The sequence below is a fragment of the Rhodocytophaga aerolata genome (assembly GCF_030503435.1).
Taxonomy (GTDB): domain Bacteria; phylum Bacteroidota; class Bacteroidia; order Cytophagales; family 172606-1; genus Rhodocytophaga; species Rhodocytophaga aerolata.
The window spans coordinates 135,018-154,363 of the sequence record NZ_JAUKPO010000012.1; the positions used below are offsets into that span (position 1 = coordinate 135,018).

Genomic DNA, 19,346 nt, shown 5'->3' on the forward strand with positions numbered 1-19,346 from the left:
TGATAGCAGAACTTCTGGCAGAATACATCTATCCTAAAAAAGTTGTAATGCAAATAAATAAAAAACCCCTGCAAGTAGCTTGCAAGGGTTTTTTATTCAATGCCAGTATTTATTATTCGGCGGTATATGTTATTGTTTCTGTATAAACAGGACCATTCTGCTGTAAGCGGTATGCATAATTGTAGCTGAATGTAGTAGCTGTTAGATCTACAATGTTATAATTTGTCAGATGTGTGGCACTTCCCTCCGATACAATAATTACATCTTCCTCGCTGATTGGAACAATTTGCCCGTAAGAAAAGAATTGCCCATTGGCAGATTGCAGCACTAATACTGTTTCGTCTGAGTTTAGCATCCAGGTTCCGGCATTAAATACCTGATCGCCTGTAGGATCGGACTTAGTTGGCCCCTCTTCAAAGGTATAGGTATTCGGATTTCTGTTAAATCTGACTACATCATCCTGGTAAGTGGTGCCATAATACTGAAACAAGTCTGTAATCACTGATCCATCCTGTGTCTGACGGCCTGGACTTACGGTATGTGAGGTAATACGCCATACTTTATTTGCCAATATGTCGGCTTTGGTAGCAGGCGCAGAATCATCTTTATTACAAGAAGAAAAGAAAACTAACAGGGCACCTAATACAAGTAGTAAATTTGTTTTTTTCATTTGTCAGATTTTTACAGTTAATAATTCACAGTTGCTATTGAAACTATATTTGGCAATTCTTTATATAGGCAAAATATAGTTTCAAATTGGCAGGAATACAAGTGAGGGGTTATAATTTTACTATTTTCCTCCAGATAGTTTGATTATTAGTTGTGAAGGCAACCACATATACACCTTTAGGCAGAGCGGTTAGATCAAGCACTTTTTCATACTCAGTACCTGATTTTACGTCTTGTAAAGCAAACACCTGATTTCCTATCGCATTGTATAAGTCTATTTGGACTGCCCCGGTTTTGTTATTGTTTAGTGTAAGTATATATTTACCGGCACTGGGATTAGGGAATATTTGCAATGCCTGATCTTCAGCAGGGGTTGGCGTACTTACGGTGCCTCTAACTACAATGGTTACAGAAGCTTCCGTGCGGCATAAGTCTAACCCGCCCCCGGTAACCGTATAAGTGGTTGTTTCTTGTGGATTGGCTACTACCTGCGGCCCTAACGTAGTACTGAGACTTCCGCTGCTGGCTTGCCAGGAAAACAGGCTGGCACCTCTGGCATTCAACGTAACTGTTTCACCAGGATTGATGATAAGCGTAGAAGCAGACACTTGCACAGAAGGTTGCATCCCTACATTGGCAGAAATATCGTGGGCTATATTATAGCCTCTGCTCACAGAAAATGTTTCCCATCGGCCGGTACTATCTTGCTCCCAGGCGGTGTTGAACACTGATTGTCCATTCTGCGTGGTTACCAATGCTACAGTATCTCCATCATAGGCGAGTTCTATGCCTACATGAAATCCTCTTCCAAACAAGGGTACATTTCTATCAAAGGTAATATTGGTTGGCTGGCCATTGTTTATATCCTGCTGAATGCGGCTTAATAAAACCTCTTTGCGTTCCAGTACAGCACCTGGTCCGCCCTGAAAACCCCGGGCATTCCACACAAGTACGGTAACGGTCGCATCATCGCTGGAAGCATGCACGTACCCAAACCGCAGAGATGCGCCGCCCAGATTGGTGTATCCAAGTGCATTTCCAAAATACTCTGACACAGCGCCAGTTCCGGAGGAATTATGTCCGGCTACATACCCTCGGGTAGTACTGTCTGCCGGAAACCTGAGTACGGTAGGGGTGCCATTAAAATTTGTACTATTGCTGCATATCCCCTCACTGGATACTTCAATAAAATCTTGCCTGGTCAGGGTATTGCTACCTTGTGCATTGCTAACGGTTAACGTTACATTGTATACCCCTGGCGTGGTATATACAACTGAAGGATTGCGTTCATTGGATGTAGCCGGCTCTCCCCCTTCAAAAGTCCATATCCAGGTGGTGGGAAAATTAAGAGATAAGTCGTTGAAATTAACTGTACCGCCTCTGAGTACCAGCTGCCGGTCGGATGTAAAGTTAGCGACAGGTATGCCTGCAGAAAGGTTTCCACATACATTAGAGGCACGCAACGTACTTCGCCGGGGGCTTACTTCCATTACTGTACGCATTCTGGCTTTTTGCCCGGCCGTAAATATATTAAAACAGGCATCGTCAGAATAATCCATGTAGTTTTGCACCATATTTACATTGCCGCAGGAAACCCGGCCAACCTGGCAACCTCTGCTGGGGCCGTCTGCCGGTGGCGTATCTGCCACAAAATCTTCTGCACAAGCGCCATCCCCCCAGATATGCCGCAGCCCCAGCCAATGTCCGGTTTCGTGGGTCATGGTACGGCCCAGGTTATTATTGGGAGATAAGTTGAAATTATTGCCCCGGCCAAATGACCGGTACCAGATAACAACCCCATCGGTAGCCGCTGTTCCGGTAGAACTTAATCCAGGTAAGTTAGAGCGGGTTGGAAACTGTGCATATCCCAGTAAGGTAGTAGCATCCGACCTCAGATCAGCAACTACCCACACATTAAAATATTTATCCGGGTCCCAATAGGTAACTGGTTTCAGGCTGTTTTCAATCTCATCTCTTGTCCAGGATGTTTTCCGGCCATTGTACCGGTGAATGCCGGGTTCTGGCATATTGCGGCCCTGGGGGTCTAGCCGGGCCAGGCAAAACTCTATTTCAATATCTGCACCTACAGAGCTGTTATTAAATCCTGGAGTGCCCGGTTTGCGTCTAAAGTCTTCGTTTAAGGCATCCAGCTGCGATTGTACCTGTGCGGCACTAATGTTTAAGCCAGTTCCGACAGCTTCGCCATTATGGATTACGTGTACAATAATGGGGATGGTTACTACTTCGTCTGTGGTTCGTAGGGTTTTCTTCCGCTCAGCTACTTCGGTCATCTTCAACTGCAAGTCTCTTTCAAAATCCAAGATAGAACCCATCTGCGGATATTTCATGCGCAGCAGGCTATCAGACTCCATCGTATAGCATTTCTCTATTTCTTCCTGACTGGCCGGTAAAGACTGAGAATAAGCATTAAAAATACTTATATAAACAGCCCATAATAAGAGTACGATTCTTTTCATGAATCAATAAAGTTACATCAGTTTCGCTGACTGGTGAATATAAAACGATAGCTGTAATTGTCTTCCTCAAAATAATACTCCATAGTAAACGAATTTTCGGTCAGGTTTTTTAAGGTGTATGTACCAGAAGGAAGCAGTGGCAATAGAAAATTAATGGTAGAGGTGGCATTTACAATAGACCATGTATCAGTGAAGAACACATCCGGGTCATTTGAATCACATTTGCTGGCCCCTTCCTTTATTTCAAAGGTGCGGTCTTTATCGGCATGAAATACATACAAATCGTCGTAAACGCAGTCATTGGGAATATTGAAGCTGAAAGGTTGCTTGCCTTCTTCAATAAGTTGTATCCCAGTGAGCCTCCATGACTTACTGGTAGTTCCTGTAAGCAATTGTGAATAGGTATAGGGCGTGGGCTTTACTTCTTCTGTACAGCCACCTAACCCAAGCATACCTGCCAGCAGACCAAAGATGTATATATAGGGTAGAATCTTTTTCATACAGTCTTATTCCGGAATATAAGTTATAGGCACTACAATACGGGAAGAGTCATTGCCAGCCTGGTCTTTAAGCAATACCTCAACATTAAAGGTTAACCGGCCATTTAATGGGTTTACCGAACCTGTACCCTGTATCGTGTCATTGGGCGCAGAAAGTACTTCTTCCGCTTGTTTAGGAATAGTCAGCGTATTATCTCCATTGTCGATGAACGTGAAATTCATAGCGATGCTAGGATATTCTATTAATCCGATGTTCCAGTTACTGGCTACATATTCCTTACAATCGGAACTGGTAATGGCAATTTCGGAAACCGGGGCTACATCGTCAACCCCATCCAGGATGCCTGTGTAAGAGCCATTTAAGATACAATCATCCAGAATGGTAAACGTAGTGGATCTACCGATAATGCCATCTTTACTGAAACCAATTTGTAAATCGGATGGTGTTACACCAATAATATTAAACGTAACATCCTGCGATTCTAAAATGTTATTGGCATTATTTAGTAAGCGCATAGTAATATAGCCAAAACTTTGCCTGGCCGGTATTACCACCGTGCCCTCTTCTCCTTCTATGCGGTAATCTATTCCCGGGCGGGCAGTACCACTAATCGTATAGCGGACCGTAATGGGTTCACTACGTTGCGGCCCCACCAGATGTACAGCTATTTGAATAGGCTTATTAACACTTTCACGGGCAGAGGCTGTAGGCTCTGTAAAACGAACATGGTAAGGCCCTTCAAAAATGATCTCTTTTTTCTCGCAAGCAATAACTACGCTTGTTGCCAATAATACATACACTAGCCGGAATATACTTTTCACAAATCGTTTAAATTAAAAGGTAATCATGTATTTAACAGTCAGATAAAGCAGCGGACAAAATTAATATCCCGGATTCTGAGCATTGGCCAAACCAGGATTGCTTTGAATTTCCCGCTGCGGTACAGGCCATAACTCATAAGCCGGCCGCCAGTTACGTGAAAAAGCAGCCATTACCTGGTTAACTCTGTTTGTCCGTTTCAGATCATACCAGCGGTGGCCTTCGTACGCCAGTTCATATATGCGTTCGCGCAGTATCAGCGACAGCATCTGATTTTGTGTACCGGCTGTGGCATTTGGTGCTTTTGCCCTTGCTCTCAATACATTTAAATCTTCTTCTGCACTTCCAGCACCATTAATTTTACCTTGCCAGGCTCTGGCTTCGGCCCGGATCAGATAGACTTCGCCTAGCCGGAATAACACAATGTTATTATTTTCCAGATCGTTGGGAACATTGCCATATTTTGCTACAATAAAGCCGTTGTCTGTTCCACGTAACAAGGCCGGATCAAAATTTACCGTCCTGCGGCGGTCTCCGGATGGTGCAGAATACAGGCTATCCAGTATTTCATTGGAAGGAATTACTTCTCTCCTGCCTACAAACAGGTTGTTCAACCCTGTGGCACTCGTACCTGGGTCGTCGTTGGCGGTGTAGCCTAGCTCCAGAATAGCTTCGGTGGTAAAATCCTGCTGCACAAGTTGCACAAACTCACTTACCAGTGTATAATTTTCAGAGGTAATTACGTCTGTGGCATACTGTTCGGCTTTGGCCCAATCCCGCTGGTATAAATAAAACCTGGCAAGTGCTGCTTGTACGGCTCCCCGGCTGGCAAAAGCTACACTGGCTGGTTCTTCGGGTAAATCTGGTAAGGCCGCCAGATAGTCTTGTTCAATAAATGAAATAATTTCTTCTCTGGAAGTGCGGTCAATATTTCTGTTTGTATTTCTGTCAGTGGTTGTCACTAAGGGCATGTCGCCATAGGTATTCACCCCAATGAAATAACAATAGCCTCTTAGAAAACGGGCAGTGGCAGTTACTTCCCGGCGTTGCGCAGCCGGTATGCCAGTTATATCTGGAAGTCGCTCCAGAATAAAATTTGCCGAGTAAATAGTGTTATACAGATTAGACCATAGGGCTGTAATAGCGGCATTGGCAGGTGTAATTTGCTTGGTACCCAACTCGCGGTACTGCGTAAAGGTACCCCGGTGAGTCACCATGTCGGCTGTAAAATCTCCGGCTATCATGGTAGGCGCACCTGTTCCCCGTAAAGCCGCATACAAACCGGTAACTACCGGGCCTACATCATTTGCATCGTTCAGGGCAAGTTCTGTAATCTGTAAGTTAATAGGTTGTGGGTCTAGTATATCATTACAGGAAGCAATAATGAACAATACAATGAATAGTGGATATTTAATGAATTTACTCATATGTCGATATACCTGTTAAAATCCCAGATTTAACCCAATTATGACAGTGCGTACCTGAGGCAAGGTGTAAAAGTCTATACCCTGTGCCGTGGTAGAACCATCCAACGTACTTACTTCCGGATCTGAGCCAGTGTAGGGGGTAAGTGTCCATAGATTAGTACCGGAAACATATACTCTGGCATTATTTAATTTTAACCGGCTAATCATATTGGGTGGCAGGCGATAGCCAAGAGTAAGATTTTTTAACCTCACATAAGAGCCATCTTCAATAAAGCGGCTGCTATGGTAATTATTAAATGTACTTTCATACTCATACCTCGGTACACTGGTAATATCACCAGGTTTTCTCCACCTTTTTAAAGCTTCTCTTACCTGGTTAGTATTTAGATCTTCTCCGGAATTCAACAACCCGGTATTGGTGAAGTTGAGTATATCGTTGCCATAGGAGAATTGAAAAAACACACTCAGATCAAACCCTTTCCAGGATACGGTATTTGTAATACCTCCTAAAAAGTCTGGTTGTGCATTCCCAATAATAGTGGCATCCTGATCGGTAATTTCGCCGTCGCCATTGATATCCTGGTAAATAGCATCACCAGTTGCCGGATCTACGCCCAGAAATTCAAGCCCCCAGAATGTACCCAATGGCTGGCCTGGAAGCACCACATTGGTATTGCCTGCCTGTGAAGCAGTATAGCCGCGGAAAATGGGCAGGGTATCTACCAGCTCTATCACTTTGTTAAGATTTCTGGAAAAATTAAGACTTGTACTCCACTTAAAGTTTCCATCAAAATTGATAGAATTCACACCCAGCTCAAATCCTTTGTTGGCTACTTTGCCAATATTGCCCTTAACCGTTTCAAAACCAGTAGTTGACGGGATAGGCTGATCAAAAAGCAATTTATCTGTCAGGTTATCGTATGCATCAGCCGTAATGTTAATGCGGCCATTCCACAGAGAAGCATCTACGCCAAAATCTACTTCTCTGGTACGTTCCCATTGCAGTTCAGCATTTTCGAGCCTGGAAGGAGCCAGACCAGAACTTCCGCTATAGGTAGCTGCTGAAAACGTGCCTAAGTATTCAAAATCGCCAATCCGCTCATTGCCGGTATACCCAAAACTGGCTCGTAGTTTTAAGTCATTAACGAAGGCAAAATTTTGCATAAAAGGCTCACCCGAAATTCTCCAGGCAGCGGCAGCGGAAGGAAAAAAACCAAATTGCCTGCCCCGCCCAAATCTGGAAGAACCATCTTGCCTGGCTGTAATGGAAAACAAATACTTATCTGCTAAATCGTAGTTCACTTTTGTAAAAAATGAAACCAGGCCATTTTTCAGCAGAAAAGAGCTTCCCTGGTTTACCACACCGGCAGAAGCAATATAAGAGAAAGTATATTCATCACTAGGAAACTCCTGACCCGTAACAGAAGACGTACGTTCGGTCCGCTGTAAAATTTCTGAACCTAGTAAAATATTAAAACTGTGCTTTTCTTTTAGGGTACGGGTGTAGGTAAGTACATTGGTATTAATTAAGGTAGAATACGTGCCAGTGCTGTAAACTCCATAGCCTCTGCCTAGCAAATACCCTCCAATAGCGGTAGAAGAAGGCTCAAACTGGTCTTCTGTAACACCGTTATAATCGATACTGAATTTAGACGTGAGCTTAAGTTCCGGCAGAAAAGAATAGTCGGCAAAGATTCCTCCTACAATTTTGGTAGTATAGGTATCAAAACGGGGAAGTATTGCCTGCCCTACCGGATTAAAATTTGGGAAAGACGGATAAGCCGGGTCGGAGGGGCCAATAAGCCGGCCTTGCTCGTCATACGGATGAAAAAAAGGCAGGCTTTTTAAAGCACCCGAATACACGCCATCCAAAAAGTTGTCGCCTTTTACCCGCATGTTTTTAGTACGGGCTAATAAAAGATTATTTCCAAAAGATAATTTGTTGCTGACTTTATGATCTAAATTCAGCGTGCCGGTATATCTTTCAAAACGGTTGTTCAACTGCACACCTTCCTCATTGCGGTAATTGCCACTGGCATAGAACCGGGTGCGTTCGTTGCCACCCCGGGCATTTAGTTGATACTGCTGATAAATGCCTCTGCGGAAAACGGCATCCAGCCAGTCGGTATTTACGGCATCGGTTACCCCACTGATCAGGCCCAGTTGTTCCGGATTTCCACCCGCATTTCTTACCGCTTCTTGTTGCAGTTCTAATAGCTCGGTTGCATTCAGCAATTCAATTTTACGTACAGGATCTATAATTCCATGCTGCACATCGGCATTGATAACGGTGCGGCTATCGTTTTTGCCCCGCTTGGTGGTAATATAGACTACGCCGTTAGCCGCTCTGGAGCCATAAATAGCCTTAGTGGCTACATCTTTGTATACGTTAATAGATTCTACATCATTGGGGTTAATGGTAGATAAGGCATTGTCGTTTTGGCCGCCAAAGTCACGCAAGGCTAGTGCACCGTCTTCTACAGGTACCCCGTCTACAATAAATAAAGGCCGGTTAGACGCAGAAACAGATGTAGCCCCTCTTACCCGTACTGTAATACCACCCCCCGGCGTGCCTGACGATTGAGTTACTTGCACCCCGGAAGCCTGGCCCTGCAATGCCTGATCTATACCTGCAATGGGAATATCTTTGAATTTTTCGGAGGATACGGTAGCTATCGAACCAATAATATCTTTCCGTTCCTGAGTACCATAACCGGTAACTACCACTTCTGTTAGTTGCGTAACATCCGGGCGCAGCACTACATTTATAGCCGTCTGGTTAGTAACAGGGATTTCCTGCGTAACATAGCCAATATAACTGAACACCAGTGTTGCCTGTGCAGGCACGTCCAGGCTGTATATGCCATTCGCATTGGTGGTAGTGCCATTGGCAGTACCTTTTACCAGCACGTTTACTCCGGGCAAGTCTGAATTGTCTTCAGATGAAGTAATTTTTCCGCTTACTGCACGCTGAGCCAGAAGTTCATGAGGTAAGGGAAGTAACAGGAATAAAAAAAAACAGATAAGTAGAACCTGCTTCATGCTGCTTGTAGGTAATTTGGATATAAACAGGAATAGGAAAGATAATAAGAAATTAACTTATTTTGCTAGTATATAGCTATATTTTTGATTTAGCACTATTTAATTAAATATTTCTAAGATTCTGTGAAAATTTCCCATCCCATTACATACATTTATCTCTTTTCCCGACAGGTAAATGCGCTATGGCCTACGGCTGCTGTATCATGGTGTGTGCGTATATACTACAGAAAGCTAAGCATGGCTCGTCAGGTATTAAACGATCTGTATCCCTAAAAGTTTATGCTTATATTAGTATGGTTACCTGTATTAGCTAGTATATGTTTTGCTTATTTTTATTGCCAGAAAAGTGTGTCAGTTTTACTGCATCCATAAACATATATAAGTAGCCTTGGGCTCTAGATAATAACCGGATAAGATTACCTATAATAGTTATATGTATTATACATTCATACTCTTATTACAAGCGAACAAGTAGTGGAAGAATTGAAAAAGGTAGGCCGGGAGGCTACAAAAAATATATTGCTGAAACATGGCGCTAGAGAACCTTTGTATGGGGTAAAAGTAGAAGATTTGAAAAAATTACAACGAAAGATTAAAAGCAATCCAGCTTTAGCACTACAACTATACGACACCACTATTGCTGACGCCATGTATTTGGCCGGACTCATTACCCATGGTTCATATATGACAAAGCAGCAGCTTCAGAAATGGGTAGAAGAAGCCTACTGGCCTATGTTAAGTGAATATACAGTACCTAAAGTTGCTGCTGAGAACATAGCTGGTTTTGAATTGGCTCTGGAATGGATTCAATCAAGTACAGAACATATTGCTGCTGCAGGCTGGTCTACCTTGGCGATTTTGGCGGAAAAATCCAACCCTGAACCAAACCGGGAAACGTTACAATCTTTACTGCATAAAGTCAAGCAAACTATTCACCTTTCGCCCAACCGGGTGCGGTATACAATGAATGGGTTTATTATTGCTGTTGGCTCTTATGTACATTCTTTATCTGGTTTAGCTGAAGAAACAGGCAGGCAAATAGGAAAAGTAACGGTAGATATGGGCGGAACAGCCTGTAAAGTACCTTATGCACCAGACTATATTCAGAAAGTAAAAGAAAAAAAGGCTGGCGGCAAGAAAAGACAAGAGGTTAACTAACCATTTGCCGGAATGGTTATGTATACTTGCGCAATACACCTACTGCATGAAGCCTTTACTGCAAGCCAAAAATGTTCAAAAAAGATATCCCGGACAAGAAACGGATGCTCTTACCAATGTTTCCCTGACGATACATCCGCATGAATTACTGGCTATCGTGGGGGCAAGTGGTTCAGGAAAAACAACCTTGCTGAAGATTTTAGCAGGATTGGAAGAAGCAGATGAAGGGGAAGTATGGATACAGGATGAATTAATTCCGCTGCCTTCCCAGCAACTGATTCCTGGCCATCCGAAGATAAAAATGGTGTTTCAGGATAATAAATTATTTCCTAACATACACATTTACGATACCATCCAACATACATTGCGGGCATATCCACATAGCTACCAGCAGGAACGAATTGCCGAAGTACTGGAGCTCTGCAAACTTACACACCTGCAACATAAATATCCCAGGGAACTATCTGGCGGAGAGCAACAACGGGCCACGCTTGCCAGAGCCCTGGCCGATGAACCACTACTTTTATTATTAGATGAGCCTTTTAGCCACCTGGATCTGCCACTGAAGCGGCAAATAAAAAAAGATATACAAGAAATTCTGCAGGCAAGTGGTATTACGGCCATTTTAGTAACCCACGATACAACCGATGCCCTTTCGATGGCTGATAGAATTATATTAATGAAAAACGGCCATTTTGTTCAGACAGATACTCCTGCTAACATCTATACTCGTCCTGCTACGCCGTATGTTGCCCGTTTTTTTGGTGATGCTAATATTGTAGACTGGGCCTTAGTACAATCTTATCTGCCAGAAAATACCTTTTATTCTTCAGCACCACAACAAAAAGTCTGCATCCGGGCGGAGAATATAGCCATGGGTACTTCCGCTCATTTTCACTGCAAAGGCCAAGTAGTGAGCATGGAATACCTGGGTGCGTATTCTCTAATAGAGGTAGAAATCAATAAAAACTTTTCCTTAGTGCTCCGGACAGCAGAACATACCATACAAATAGGTGAGTGGCTTCCTTTACTGATAGACATTCCGAAAATCCATTTTTTTCCATAGTGCATCCGCAAGGAGTAATGTTGCTATAGCGCCGACTCAAACACCTGCATATAGTGCTAGCAAAGAAATAGCTGTATACCAGACAAAATTGGAAAAGATTTTTACCTTTGTACCCAATTATTTTTTTAAGAAACCCAAACAGAACAATATTATGAACGGACAAAAAATAACAATCAGCAATGGAGCCTTACAGGTGCCTGACCAACCAGTTATTCCATTTATTGAAGGAGATGGAACCGGTCCGGATATATGGGCAGCGTCTGTACGTGTCTTCGATGCGGCTGTAGAAAAAGCATATAAAGGCAAGAAGAAAATTCAGTGGCTGGAAGTATTGGCTGGTGAAAAAGCATATAACCAGACCGGCAACTGGCTGCCTGCCGAAACCCTTACCCAATTCCGCGATTATTTAGTCGGTATTAAAGGCCCTTTAACTACCCCTGTTGGCGGTGGTATCCGTTCACTGAACGTAGCCCTGCGTCAGGAACTGGATCTGTATGCATGTGTGCGGCCTGTACGTTGGTTTACAGGGGTACCTTCTCCACTGAAGCAGCCTGAATTAACTGATATGGTTATTTTCCGGGAAAACACGGAAGATATTTATGCAGGGATTGAGTTTAAAGAAGGTTCTCCGGAAGCTGATAAATTCAAAAACCTGTTTAAAGAAAACTTTCCGCAACTATATAAGAAAATCCGTTTCCCGGAGACATCTGGTATTGGCATAAAACCTGTATCGAAGGAAGGTACTGAACGGCTGGTACGCGCAGCCCTGGAGTATGCGATTAAGTTTAACAAACCATCGCTGACACTGGTACACAAAGGAAATATTATGAAATTTACCGAAGGTGGTTTCCGTGACTGGGGCTATGAACTGGCTAAACGTGAGTTTGGTGCCGTAGAAATTGATGGCGGGCCATGGTGCAAACTGCCTGGCGGCCTTATCGTAAAAGATGCCATTGCCGATGCATTCCTGCAGCAGATTCTACTGAGGCCTGCTGAATATGATGTAATTGCTACCCTGAACCTGAATGGCGACTATGTATCTGATGCGTTGGCAGCCCAGGTAGGAGGAATTGGTATTGCGCCAGGTGCTAATATTAACTACGTAACCGGACATGCCATATTTGAAGCTACTCATGGAACTGCGCCTAAATATGCCGGACAAGACAAAGTAAACCCAGGTTCTGTAATACTATCTGGTGCTATGATGCTGGAATACATGGGTTGGCAAGAAGCGGCTGACTTGATTTACAGCGGACTAGAAAATGCCATTGCTGCCAAGCGGGTAACCTATGATTTTGAACGTCTGATGGAAGGAGCTACATTACTCAAATGCTCTGAATTTGGTACAGAGATTATCAAAAATATGGATGGAGCAAAAGTATCTGCTTAATCAAACAACTATTTAAAACAAAAACACCTCCAGGCATTGAAAACTTGCGAGGTGTTTTTATTCTATTGATGTTTTACATTAAAATAAGGTTTGTCAATATAAATTACTTATCCTTAGGTACCGTAGCTAAAAATACAAAACAGTGTATTGTTTACATAACAAAGATTTTTATCTGTGCCTAGATTATAAAGATACCGATACTATTACCACTGTGTTTGAATTATACAGAGGTGACTGTAGCAGAGCTTAATTTAGATACAAATAGCTGTTTATAATGGAGTTTTATCAGATCCGCCGGAGTTATATTATAAATAAAATTCTTTTTGTGAAGAATAAACTTCTGCTCATTGTAGGCTTTTTTTCAATTTTCTTGCAGGCTTGCGATAAATGCAATATTGATTATGATTTTGTGTATAACAATGGTCTAAATTTTAGGCTTTTAAGTAAGACAAATAAGCAGCCGTTATTGGGCTTAGCTGGCAGCTACAATTTCAATGATGTTAAAATCTTTAATGAAAATGGTAAATCTATAGATGTGGAAACTGATGGTAGCGCAACAATATACTTTTTAACATACGAAGACCGTAAAATTTCTTCGGGTACTCAGATACGCAGACAGTTTTATCTGTATTTATCTCCTACAGATACTGATACCATCACAGTTGACTTTGTTAAGAGCGTAGATGACTGCGGGTATGACAACTTGAGTAATGTAGAGTTCAGGTACAATGATATTTTATACACTAATGTCTCTTGTTGCCATAATATAGACTTCTATAAATAAAATCAATCATTTTTATACAAAAATTAAACACCTCACAGGTTTTCAATTCCTGTGAGGTGTTTTTGTTTAATTACTCTTTATGTTAAAGCAACTTCTTAATTATATCGTCTACTGATATGTTTTCGGCTTCTGCTTTAAAGTTGCGTACGATGCGGTGGCGGAGAATTGGTGAAGCTACAGCTTGTATATCTTCTATATCCGGAGAATATTTTCCGTTGAATAAGGCATTACATTTGGCTCCTAACACCAGGTATTGCGAAGCCCGTGGACCTGCCCCCCACTCTAAATATTGGTTAGCATCGGCAGAAGCCATAGTTGTATTCGGCCGGGTTTTATGCACCAGTTTTACAGCATATTCTACTACATTATCTGGTACTGGCACTTTACGTACCAATGCCTGAAACTCCCGTATTTCATTGCCATGCAGTATTTTTTGCACCTGGTAGCTCGAAGAGGTAGTAGTAGCTTTCACAATATCTACTTCTGACTTAAAAGAAGGATAATCCAGCTTCACATTAAACATAAAACGGTCTAGCTGTGCTTCAGGCAGCGGGTAGGTACCTTCCTGTTCAATCGGATTTTGCGTGGCTAGTACGAAGAATGGGCGGTCCAATGCATATTTTTGTCCGGCTATGGTAACCGAATATTCCTGCATGGCCTCTAGCAAAGCTGACTGGGTTTTGGGAGGCGTCCGGTTAATTTCATCAGCCAGGATAATGTTGGCAAAGATGGCACCCCGTATAAATTTAAAATGCCTTTCCTGATCCAGTGTTTCAGAACCTAAAATATCAGAGGGCATTAAATCCGGAGTAAACTGAATCCGGTTAAATTGCAAATCAAGGGAAGAGGCAATGGTCTGGATGAGCAAGGTTTTAGCAAGGCCGGGCACACCTACCAACAAACAATGCCCCTGGGAGAAAATAGCCGTCAGCATTAGCCTTACTACTTCATCTTGCCCGATAATTACTTTGGATATTTCGTCTTTTAATCGCTTATAGGAAGCTTGTAAAGCATTTGCTGCTTCTACATCAGAATTAAATTTCACAGGCAGTTTAGTTATAGATTAGAGAATTTGAACGCAACTGGTAGAAAAAAAGCTGCCTATAGTTGTAGGGAAACATAGCTATAGGCAGCAGCGAATAGGTTATTGCATATTGTCTACGAGATTACACTTATCGTATTCATCATCTACAATAATGGAAACATCGTTTCTGGCTTTTATAAACCATTCATTGATTATTTTATTTTTCTTTTCACCCAAGGCCGCATTGTATATTTTTTGCCAGTCGTCGCGGAGATTGGCATAGTGCGGATTTATTTTAGTCTTGTAGTATACAATACGCATGGCGCTTTTACCATCATCTGTACGGTATGCAATGGGAGTAGTAATGTTACCCACCTGCATGGTATCAATAGTCATGTATACCACCGGGTCTAGGTTTTCTGCAAATATTTTGGTGCTGTTACTGTTAGGGTCCACAAATAGTCCGCCGCTGGAAGATGTCATTTTATCGTCTGAGTATTCTTTAGCAGCCTTAGCAAACGAAATACTATCATTAAGGATTCTGGTGCGCAGGCTATCTAAGTAATTCTGAGCTTCAGTCAGGTCTACTTCCGCATAACTAGGACGTATCAGAATGTGGCGGCTATTATACTCATTTCCCCGGCGGTCTATTAGCTGGATGATGTGAAACCCAAATTCAGACTCAATTACCTGGGAAATTTCTCCTGGCTTTAGCTTTAAGGCAGCCGCTTCAAACTGTGGAACCATGGCACCTCTTTTAGAATACCCCAGGTTGCCCCCATTAGCCCCACTTCCGGGGTCATCGGAATGAACTTTAGCTAATGCTTCAAAATCTTCTCCTCCCGTAACAATACGTTCGCGAATCTCATTCAGCTTGGCTCTGGTCTGGGCTTTTTGGGCTTTGCTAACGGTAGCTGTTTTTACAATGTGGCCTACTTCTACTTCTGTAGGGAAATAAGGAATACTGTCTTTGGGTATGCTATTGAAGAATTTCTTTACTTCGCTGGGGGTAATTTTTACATTCTTGGTAATTTCATCCTGCATTTGCTGGGCGGTCATTTGCTCTTGCAAGGCTTTCCGCAGTTCAGTTTTCAATTGTTCTACACTTTTGCCATAAGCTTGTTCAATTTTTTCTCTGGAACCAAACTGCATTTCATAGTATTGCATTCTGCGGTCCAGCTCACTATCCACCCGTTTATCGTCCACAATTACGGAGTCTATTTCAGCTTTTGCCAGCAACACTTTGTTTACCACCAGGCCCTGTAAAATTTCACATTTTACATTCTCGCCAGATTGGCCTCCATTTGATAGTTGCTGCAAATAACTAGCCTCTAGTTCCGAGAGTAATACAATATGCTTATCAACTTTGGCTACGATTTTATCTATGGCTGTTCCCTGCCCTTGTGCCATAGCTCTATTAGCTGCCAGACAACTGCCCATTACCGTAATGGCACAAATCAATGAATGTATAAAAAAGCGGTTCATCATTTGAATTAGAATTGGAATATGTGGAAAGTTACAATTTGTGTTCCACATAGTATACTTTTTACTAGGATAAGTTCTGGTTTATAATAAAATATTGAAAGCCCTGTCACGACAAGCAACAAAAGACTGCTTATAGTAAACGTAGCCAATGGATAATTTCATGTATAAAGTTGCGCAATTCTATGTTTGCAGCGGTAGTTAAACTACTCAGACACTTGGTGTACTTTTATTTTATTTTTTTCTTTGGCCTCTTTGTATACTTTCTGCTCAAAGCTGTGAATCAAGGCTGTCTTCCGTTGATTAAGTATCACATCCCGGACCTGGTTTTTTACAAATGACAAGGGGGACGTCTGACTGGCTATTTTGTAATCATCAATGGCCAGCAGATAAATGCTTTCCTCATCGGTGTTTTCTGCATAGCTATTCTGCTTCAGAAATTGTGTTTTATTGGGTAGTTCTCTGAATGGCGTATGACTGATCATGCTTTCAAAATCTACCCAGGTAGAATCCCCGATAACATAGGTACTGGCATAACGGTAACAGTAATTTTTTAATTCCGTTCTGCTGCTTTCATCTTTTTGTTTCATCCACCTCCGGGCTTTATCTACCTCTGGCGTGCCTTTTGGCAAGCGGACCAGGCTACCCTGTACAATATTTTGCTTTAACTCAAAATTAGCCGGATTTTCCTCGTAGTATTTTTGTATCTGCTGATCGGTAACGGCAGTATCCAGGTTTTGCTGCAAATACTTTTTCTCCAGTTCATAAATCATCAGGTCGTAGCGGTAATCGGCTATTTTGCGCTCTATTTCCTGGTTATCTAGCTCCACCTCTTTTTCTGCTTTTACCAGCATGGCTTGCTTTCTGGCCCAGGTTTCTATATAGTTTGTAACAATAGTGGCGCTATCGGTTGCAGAAATGCCTTTACTTACTAATCCCGCCAGATCGGAAGCATACAAATGTTTATCTTCTACACTGGCTACCATCTGCTCACCTGTTTTATCGGGCATAGTAGAGCAAGCAGCTAAGCCGGAAACACTGAATATAATAAAAAAATAATATAATTTCTGCATGTGAATAGGAAATGCTTGTAAAACACACAGGTCCTACAAGCATTTTAGAATCATTTGTTTCTTATAAATCTATTGCTACACGTTGTATCAACCAATGGCTACAACCTGTTTGTATTTACTCCATCAGCTTTTTAACTTCTTTTTCATTGATGACCACCGCATACTTTTTGCGTAACTCCTCAATCCACTGTTTTTCTAAATAGGTTTGGTAATCGGAAATAACCTGGCCACGGGCTTCTTCAAGGGTTTTGGCTCTGGGTTGTTCCACACTGGCCACTTCAATGTAAATTACCCGGCCATTCTGATTTAGTGTATACGAACCAGGTTTCCAGTCTATGTTATCCACATATGCATTATCTCCTTTCTGAAAAACGCCTTCTGTAATCTCCAGATTTAATGGTTTGCGGGCATTTACTACTTTTTCAATAGCTGTTTTGGAGGTAGATGTAATACCAACTGCTACCCTACGGTTTTTTTGCCGGTCTGTTTTGGATATGGGCTTGAAGCGTCCAAAGTCTTTTACTACGATGCGGGTAATGTCCACGCCGTTTTCTACCAGGTAGTCGGTAACCGCTTGTGCCCGTTCTGCAGAAACACTTTCATTCTCCCGGATATCGGCATATCCAGATACCTCCAACAGTAAGTTTTTGTCCTGAGCCATAGCCTTGGCCAGGTTATCTAATTTTGCCTGGTGATCGCTGTTAAGTTTGCCAACGCCGCTATCAAAATAAATATCCTGGAAGGTAACTTCTTTTACCGGATATGATTTTTTCTTCAGCAACGTTTTTACTTCTGCTAACACTTCCGCGCTTGCGGCATTGTATACCGTAGCTGTTACGCGTTTACCCCACTGATAAGCAGTACGGTTGTTTTCATAATAGTTTTTATAGCCAGTCGTGTCAGTTAAAGAACGGGACCATACTTTATCTTCCATCCGCTGAAAGAGCAACATGCCATCCCGGTATTCTTTTACCAGATATTTGTATTGCGGGTATTTTTGCTCCAGGTGTTTTTTCTCATACTCCATAATACTCTGATTAACAAAATCAGTATAGAGCATTTTCATGTAATAAGCTGCCGTTAGATTGGGTTTAGCCTGCTGGTTCTTTTGCACATAAGCAAAAAAGTCGCCCAAGGTATATTTCTGTTTAAGAATAGTAAACAGGGTTTTCTGCAGATCTTTGCTATCGGTAGCATAGGTCCACTGGCCGGCCGGTAGCGCATTGGTGGCACTTTTCTCGGCTAAGGCATATACTTTGGGCTGCTCCACAAACGCGTTTTCTGTCTTCAGCCGCTTTAGTAATAATGTTCGGTTAAGCTCTGAACGGGAGTCCCGGGTAACTTTCTGGCGAAGAGAAGTTTCCAAATCTTCAAAAGGTTCAAGCCCGGTTTTTTCTACTAATTTGATAATATGCCATCCATACGGTGTAAGTACTGGCCGGGAATACTCTCCAGCATTTTTCAAGGCAAAAGCCGCTTCCTCGAATGCAGGGATCATACTGCCGGTGGTGAAAGGAGGAAGTACTCCGCCTTTGGTTTTAGAACCGGCATCTTCTGAAAATTGCATGGTCAGCTGGTTCCAATCTTCTCCCTTTTGCAAACGGCTGTATATTTCATCTATCTTTTGCTTGGCCGCTGTCGCATCTTCTACTGGTGCCTCCGGGTTAGTCCTGACCATAATATGAGCCGTTTTTATTTTACCCTGTGAAGGACGGCGGTCGATTACTTTTATTAAATGATACCCAAACTTGGTGCGTACTGGCTGTGATATTTGTCCGGCAGGCGTTTGGTAGGCGGCATCCTCAAAAGGATATACCATTTGCAGGGCTGTAAAATAGCCCAGATCCCCTCCATTAGAGGCTGCCGAAGGGTCCTGAGAGTTTTCTTTCGCCAGCGTTGTAAAATCAGTGCCTTGCATAGCCTTCTGACGGATGTCCGTTATTTTCTGATAAGCAGCCAGTGTGTCTTTCGGATCGGCATCTTCGGGCAAACTAATTAAAATATGGCTGGCATGTATTTCTTCTTTCAGGCGGTCGTACGCTTGTTTTACCAGGCTGGTGGTAATGCTGCTGTCCTGTAAGTACGGCTCTGCTAGTTGCTGCTTATAGCCGCCTAGTTCCTGATTGAACGAATCCAGGGTATCTAATCCCAGGCTTTCAGCTTCCAGTACTTTGAGCCGGAAGTTTACATACAAATCCAAATACTGTTGAAGACTTTCCTGAGCAGGCAAACTATCGGCTACTGCATTTTTATCATACACATATTTAAATTCGGAACTGTAAATGGGTGTATTTCCTACGGTAGCTATTACTGGATCTTTGGAAGAGGAAGCTTGTTGGTTTACTTTACATCCACCTGTGGCAACAAGACAAGCCAGTAAGGCCAGGCATGTGTTTCTATTCATCATAAAAATTTATGAAACTAATTGCAATTT

Annotated in this window: 14 protein-coding genes; 4 read left to right on the forward strand and 10 right to left on the reverse strand. The window is 42.5% G+C overall.

What is annotated here, in order from left to right; all coding sequences use genetic code 11:
* Positions 1-112: 112 nt before the first annotated feature.
* The 6 genes from Q0590_RS19885 to Q0590_RS19910 all read right to left on the reverse strand — a co-directional run bounded on the left by Q0590_RS19885 (position 113) and on the right by Q0590_RS19910 (position 8,935).
* Positions 113-670: a hypothetical protein gene (locus Q0590_RS19885; protein ID WP_302039349.1), complete on the reverse strand. Its 558-nt coding sequence runs from the start codon at positions 668-670 to the stop codon at positions 113-115.
* Between the two features lie 109 nt (positions 671-779).
* Entirely contained in the window at positions 780-3,146 is a 2,367-nt protein-coding gene (locus Q0590_RS19890) for a M43 family zinc metalloprotease (RefSeq protein WP_302039350.1), read from the reverse strand.
* A gap of 17 nt (positions 3,147-3,163) precedes the next feature.
* Positions 3,164-3,646: a hypothetical protein gene (locus Q0590_RS19895; RefSeq protein ID WP_302039351.1), complete on the reverse strand. Its 483-nt coding sequence runs from the start codon at positions 3,644-3,646 to the stop codon at positions 3,164-3,166.
* Positions 3,647-3,652: 6 nt separating this feature from the next.
* Positions 3,653-4,468 (reverse strand): hypothetical protein, encoded by an 816-nt coding sequence (locus Q0590_RS19900; RefSeq protein WP_302039352.1) that lies wholly within the window; start codon positions 4,466-4,468, stop codon positions 3,653-3,655.
* A gap of 60 nt (positions 4,469-4,528) precedes the next feature.
* Positions 4,529-5,893, reverse strand: coding sequence for a RagB/SusD family nutrient uptake outer membrane protein (locus tag Q0590_RS19905; RefSeq protein ID WP_302039353.1), 1,365 nt, complete (start codon positions 5,891-5,893; stop codon positions 4,529-4,531).
* A 15-nt stretch (positions 5,894-5,908) separates the two neighbouring features.
* Positions 5,909-8,935, reverse strand: a complete 3,027-nt coding sequence (locus Q0590_RS19910; protein WP_302039354.1) for a SusC/RagA family TonB-linked outer membrane protein — start codon at positions 8,933-8,935, stop codon at positions 5,909-5,911.
* Between the two features lie 474 nt (positions 8,936-9,409).
* Between Q0590_RS19910 and Q0590_RS19915 the strand changes: the two genes are divergently transcribed.
* The 4 genes from Q0590_RS19915 (at position 9,410) to Q0590_RS19930 (ending at position 13,333) form a co-directional block, all read left to right on the forward strand.
* Positions 9,410-10,093 (forward strand): DNA alkylation repair protein, encoded by a 684-nt coding sequence (locus Q0590_RS19915; protein ID WP_302039355.1) that lies wholly within the window; start codon positions 9,410-9,412, stop codon positions 10,091-10,093.
* Between the two features lie 46 nt (positions 10,094-10,139).
* Positions 10,140-11,159 (forward strand): ABC transporter ATP-binding protein, encoded by a 1,020-nt coding sequence (locus tag Q0590_RS19920; protein WP_302039356.1) that lies wholly within the window; start codon positions 10,140-10,142, stop codon positions 11,157-11,159.
* A 97-nt stretch (positions 11,160-11,256) separates the two neighbouring features.
* Complete coding sequence (gene icd / locus Q0590_RS19925; RefSeq protein WP_436714348.1) at positions 11,257-12,549, forward strand: NADP-dependent isocitrate dehydrogenase; 1,293 nt, start codon at positions 11,257-11,259, stop codon at positions 12,547-12,549.
* A gap of 325 nt (positions 12,550-12,874) precedes the next feature.
* Complete coding sequence (locus tag Q0590_RS19930; protein ID WP_302039358.1) at positions 12,875-13,333, forward strand: hypothetical protein; 459 nt, start codon at positions 12,875-12,877, stop codon at positions 13,331-13,333.
* A gap of 82 nt (positions 13,334-13,415) precedes the next feature.
* Here Q0590_RS19930 and Q0590_RS19935 read toward each other — a convergent pair whose 3' ends face one another.
* From Q0590_RS19935 to Q0590_RS19950, 4 genes are all read right to left on the reverse strand, one after another.
* The gene (locus tag Q0590_RS19935) at positions 13,416-14,378 is read right to left on the reverse strand and encodes an AAA family ATPase (protein ID WP_302039359.1); all 963 of its coding nucleotides are present in this window, start codon (positions 14,376-14,378) and stop codon (positions 13,416-13,418) included.
* A gap of 99 nt (positions 14,379-14,477) precedes the next feature.
* Positions 14,478-15,845, reverse strand: a complete 1,368-nt coding sequence (locus Q0590_RS19940; RefSeq protein ID WP_302039360.1) for a peptidylprolyl isomerase — start codon at positions 15,843-15,845, stop codon at positions 14,478-14,480.
* Between the two features lie 200 nt (positions 15,846-16,045).
* Positions 16,046-16,912, reverse strand: a complete 867-nt coding sequence (locus tag Q0590_RS19945) for a peptidyl-prolyl cis-trans isomerase (RefSeq protein ID WP_302039361.1) — start codon at positions 16,910-16,912, stop codon at positions 16,046-16,048.
* A 115-nt stretch (positions 16,913-17,027) separates the two neighbouring features.
* On the reverse strand, positions 17,028-19,319 hold the full coding sequence (locus tag Q0590_RS19950) for a peptidylprolyl isomerase (protein WP_302039362.1): 2,292 nt from the start codon (positions 19,317-19,319) through the stop codon (positions 17,028-17,030).
* Positions 19,320-19,346: the final 27 nt, after the last annotated feature.